The organism is Pseudomonas protegens (genome assembly GCF_003732485.1).
GTDB classification, from domain to species: Bacteria; Pseudomonadota; Gammaproteobacteria; order Pseudomonadales; family Pseudomonadaceae; genus Aquipseudomonas; species Aquipseudomonas protegens_B.
Map to the genome: position 1 here is coordinate 561,006 of NZ_MOAK01000086.1, position 3,469 is coordinate 564,474.

Annotated in this window: 4 protein-coding genes; all 4 read right to left on the reverse strand. The window is 62.7% G+C overall.

The genetic code is table 11. The features are described 5' to 3' along the window. Positions 1-38: 38 nt before the first annotated feature. From BLX41_RS29570 to BLX41_RS29585, 4 genes are read right to left on the reverse strand one after another with little or no spacing between them, the layout of a single operon-like run. Complete coding sequence (locus BLX41_RS29570) at positions 39-803, reverse strand: ABC transporter ATP-binding protein (RefSeq protein ID WP_123727725.1); 765 nt, start codon at positions 801-803, stop codon at positions 39-41. Positions 804-816: 13 nt separating this feature from the next. Further along, positions 817-1,935, reverse strand: coding sequence for a succinylglutamate desuccinylase/aspartoacylase family protein (locus tag BLX41_RS29575; RefSeq protein WP_123727726.1), 1,119 nt, complete (start codon positions 1,933-1,935; stop codon positions 817-819). A gap of 23 nt (positions 1,936-1,958) precedes the next feature. Beyond that, positions 1,959-2,669, reverse strand: coding sequence for an ABC transporter permease (locus BLX41_RS29580; protein ID WP_123727727.1), 711 nt, complete (start codon positions 2,667-2,669; stop codon positions 1,959-1,961). Beyond that, the gene (locus tag BLX41_RS29585) at positions 2,666-3,394 is read right to left on the reverse strand and encodes an ABC transporter permease (protein WP_123727728.1); all 729 of its coding nucleotides are present in this window, start codon (positions 3,392-3,394) and stop codon (positions 2,666-2,668) included. Before BLX41_RS29585 ends, BLX41_RS29580 begins: the two co-directional genes overlap by 4 nt. Between the last annotated feature and the right edge of the window lie 75 nt (positions 3,395-3,469).

The window sequence follows — 3,469 nt, forward strand, 5'->3', positions numbered from 1 at the left end:
TGACAATCCTTCGCGGACAGGGGCGTTCTACGCGGCCGCTACTTCAGATTGCCGCTGAGAAATTGCTGCAGGCGTTCGCTTTTGGGGTTACCCAGCACTTCCTCGGGAGCACCTTCCTCCTCCACCAGCCCCTTGTGCAGAAACAGCACCTGGCTCGATACCTTGCGGGCGAAGCTCATCTCATGGGTGACCATGATCATGGTCCGGCCTTCTTCGGCCAGGCCCTGAATCACCTTGAGCACTTCGCCCACCAGTTCCGGGTCCAGGGCTGAAGTGGGTTCGTCGAACAACATGATTTCCGGCTCCATGGCCAATGCCCGGGCGATGGCCACCCGCTGCTGCTGACCGCCGGAGAGGAACGCCGGGTACTGACCGGCGACCCGGGCCGGCAGGCCGACCTTGTCCAGATAGCGCCGAGCGCGCTCCTCGGCGTCCTTGGTACTGACCCCCAGCACTCGGCGCGGGGCCATGGTGATGTTTTCCAGCACAGTCATGTGGCTCCACAGGTTGAAATGCTGGAACACCATCGCCAGGCGCGTACGAATCCGCTGCAGCTCGGCAGGATCGGCCACGTGCATGCCGTGGCGATCGCTGACCATGCGGATCGGCTGGCCATCCAGGCTCATGGCGCCGTCGTCCGGGGTTTCGAGAAAGTTGATGCACCGCAGAAAGGTGCTTTTGCCCGAACCACTGGCGCCGATCAGGCTGATCACGTCACCGGTCCTGGCCTTGAGAGACACACCTTTGAGCACTTCATTGTCGCCATAGCATTTATGCAGGCCTTCAACGGTCAGTTTGTACATGGGGCTTGCATCCTCAAGGCGAAAGTAGATAGCCGCTGCGATAGGCCTCGCGGCCGGCGACATGGGCGATCACCATGCCGGCGGTGGCCATGCGCCGCAGCGAGCGGGCATACAGGAGCCCGGCATTGTTGCAATGGATTGGGGTAACCCGGTCATTGATCGGATCGATGATTTCAGCCACCAACTGCCCGGCCTCCAGGTATTCCCCCGGTAGCGCAGCGAACACCAGCAGCCCGCCCACCGGTGTCGCCACCGGTTCCACCGCCGCCAGCGGCGTGGCCGGGAAGGGCAGCTCAGGCAGCGGTAGAACCTGGCCTGCGATGGCGCCGAAGCGGGTCAGGTAGTCCAGCATGGCCTGGCAGTCGAGGCTGGCCAGGCCGTGGTTGACGTCACCCTGGCCACGCAACTCGACAGTGACCGCAAAGCTGCCCGCGGGAATGGCGAAGTGTTCGCCGAAGCGCTGTTGCAGTTGCCACCACAGCAGGCTGAAGCACTCGTCGAACGACCAGGCCGCGGAATCGGTGGCCAGGAGGCAGGCCTCGGCACCGAGGTAGCGGGCCAATGGCTCTACCTGGGGCCAGGCTTCGGGGGTGGTGTACAGGTGCGCCACAGCTTCGAAATCGCAATGCAGGTCCAGCACCATGTCGGCATCGCAGGCTAGCCGTTGCAGGGTCAGTTGCAGCGACTGCAATTGCGTCTGTGGATGGTGACGGGCCAGGGCATCGGCCAGGTGTCGGCGGATCAGCTCGAGGTTGTGCTGCGGATCGTGATTGAGCAGCCCTTCGATGGCGTTGCCGACCTCTTCACTGAGGTCGACGAAGCCGCGATTGAAGTTCTGCCCGCTTTCCAGCTGGTAGCGGCCCAGGGGTACGTCCATCAGTACCTGTTCCAGGCCCACCGGGTTGGCCACTGGCACCAGGACTATTTCGTGCAACAGGCGACCGACGGCCTCCAGTTCCGTCAGGCGCTGCTTGAGGTGCCAGGCCACCAGCATGCCGGGCAGTTCATCGGCATGCAGGGAGGACTGGATGTAGACCTTGCCTTGGGCCTGGGCGGGGCCGAAATGAAAACTGTGGACCTGGCGCGCGGTGCCCGGCAGCGGAGCGAGCAGGTCGTGGATCTTGTGGCGCATTGATGATTTCCCGGCAGCAGGTCCTAGTGGGTCGGTCCGAGGAAGGCCAGCCAGCGGCGTTCGGCAAGACGGAACAAGCCCACCAGGGTGAAGGTCACGCACAGGTAGATGATGGCAGCGATACCGAACGACTGAAACGTCAGGAAGGTCGCCGAGTTGGCGTCCCGGGCGACTTTCAGGATGTCGGGAATGGTCGCGGTGAAGGCCACCGTGGTGGAGTGCAGCATCAGGATCACTTCGTTGCTGTAGTAGGGCAGCGAGCGGCGCAGGGCCGAGGGCATGATCACGTAGGCATACAGCTTCCAGCCGCTCAAACCATAGGCCTTGGCTGCCTCCACTTCGCCGTGGGCCATGCTGCGGATCGCCCCGGCGAAAATCTCCGTGGTGTAGGCGCAGGTGTTCAGGGCGAAGGCGAGGATGGTGCAGTTCATCGCATCACGGAAGAACGCGTCCAGCAGCGGTTGTGCGCGGATCGCGGCGATGCTGTAGATCCCGGTGTAGCAGATCAGCAACTGGATGTAGAGCGGCGTACCCCGGAACAGGTAGGTGTAGAACTGCACCGGCCAGCGGACGTAGCGTTTGGGCGAGACCCGGGCGATGGACAGCGGGATCGACACCAGGAAACCGATGCAGATCGACGCGGTGAGCAGCCACAGGGTCATGGCCAACCCGGTCATGTGGTACCCGTCGCTGTAAAGGAAGGGACGCCAGTATTCCTGCAGGAGTTCGATCATCGTACGGCCTCCCGGGCGCCGGCGGCGTAGCGCCGTTCAAGCTTGCGCAGGACGAAGTTGGAGGCGCTGGTGATCAACAGGTAGATCAGTGCCGCCAGGACCAGGAAGTAGAACAGCTGATAGGTGCTCTTGCCGGCATCCTGGGCGGCCTTGACCAGATCGGCCAGGCCGATGATCGACACCAGGGCCGTGGCCTTGAGCATCACCATCCAGTTGTTGCCGATGCCCGGCAGGGCGAAGCGCATCATCTGCGGGAAGACCACGAAGCGAAAGCGCTGGCCGCGCTTGAGGCCGTAGGCGGTGGCCGCTTCCACCTGGCCCCGGGGCACGGCGAGGATCGCCCCGCGAAAGGTTTCGGTGAAATAGGCGCCATAGATGAAACCCAGGGTGATCACCCCGGCGCTGAAAGGGTTGATCTCGATGTATTCCCACTCCATGAAATCGGTGAAGGAGGTCAGCCAGGTTTGCAGGCTGTAGAAAATCAGCAGCATCAATACCAGGTCCGGTACCCCGCGGATCAGGGTGGTGTAGAGCTGGGCGGGGACCCGCAGCAGGGCGACGCTGGAAAGTTTGGCGCTGGCGCCGATCAGGCCGAGCAAGACGCTGACCAGGAGTGACAACACCGACAACTTGATGGTCATCCAGGTACCTTCCAGCAGCAGAGGGCCGAAACCCTTCAGGCTGAAGGCGGAAAGCCCCAGGTTTTTTAGAAGTTCTTCGAGCATTGATCAATGACCCGTGGCGATAAAAAAGGCGCCCATCGAGGATGGGCGCCGGCAGGGTACTTACCGCTGTAGAGG